The sequence below is a fragment of the Nonlabens xylanidelens genome (genome assembly GCF_002934445.1).
Taxonomy (GTDB): domain Bacteria; phylum Bacteroidota; class Bacteroidia; order Flavobacteriales; family Flavobacteriaceae; genus Nonlabens; species Nonlabens xylanidelens.
On record NZ_PTJE01000020.1, the window covers coordinates 1 to 1,295 of the forward strand.

Consider the following 1,295-nt stretch of genomic DNA (forward strand, 5'->3'; position numbering starts at 1 on the left):
TAACCATCAGTAGTCTGAGATTCCACATTATCAGGAATACCATCATTATCTGAATCTTGATCAAACCAATCAGGAATACCATCATTATCTGAGTCGCCTGAACCTTCTAGTACATCTAATATTCCGTCATTATCATCATCAATATCATCTACATCAGGAATACCATCCATATCATTATCAGGCAGCATAATATATCCATCATTTAAACTAGGTGTGTCCATCCCAGCTACTGCTGTTAACATCTCTGGATCTGATCCTATAGTTGTTAATGAATCTATACCTGTCGGTAAAGTTGTCTCATCAACATCTATTGATGTATCTCCTACAGGAACTATTGCTGTCCAAGCACCGCTAGAATCTGTCACGACTGTTTGTGTAACACCGTCACTACCCACAACAATAACACTTACTCCAGGAATACCTAATTCACCAGCATCTTGAACTCCGTTACCATTAGTATCTTCAAAAACAATTCCACTTACTGTTCCCATCGGTTCATCATAACCATCATTCGTAGTAGGTGTATTGACACCAACTAATGCTGTAACATTTTCTGGATCTGAACTTGCAGTAGTTAGTGTATCTACACCAACAGGCAACGTATTTTCATCTACATCAACGTTAGTTATTCCAACAGGCACTGTTGCTAACCAATCACCATTAGCGTCAGTAACCACCGTTTGCGTCACACCATCACTATCAACAATTATTACATCCACTCCTGGAATACCCAACTCGCCCGAATCTTGTATACCATTACCGTTAGCATCTAAATAAACAGTTCCACTAATAGTACCCATAGGGTCGTTATAACCATCATCTGTACTAGGAATATCAATCCCTACTACCGCTATTATTGTTTCAGGATCTGAAGATACAGTTGTTAGGTTATCAATTCCAATTGGTAACGTAGATTCATCTACGTCAATCGAAGTATTACCCACAGGCACAATTGCCGACCAATCACCATTTATATCCGTTGTTACTATTTGAGTAACACCATCACTATCAACAATTACCACATCCACTCCTGGAATACCTAATTCACCTGTATCCTGAATTCCATTCCCATTAACATCCTCGTAAACAGTACCACTGACCGTACCCATAGGATCATTATATCCATCATCCAAGGTAGGAACATTAGTACCTGCAAGCGCATTTACTGTTTCTGGATCCGAACCTACTGTTGTGAAATTATCTAAACCAATAGGTAAAGTAGATTCATCAACATCTACATCGGTAGCTCCTACTGGAACTGTTGCTGTCCAATCTCCGTTCGCATCCGTTGGTAC

At 39.6% G+C, this 1,295-nt stretch carries 1 protein-coding gene; it reads right to left on the reverse strand.

What is annotated here, in order from left to right; all coding sequences use genetic code 11:
• On the reverse strand, positions 1-1,295 hold a 1,295-nt coding region (locus LY01_RS14965), incomplete at both ends, for an SdrD B-like domain-containing protein (protein WP_317044711.1).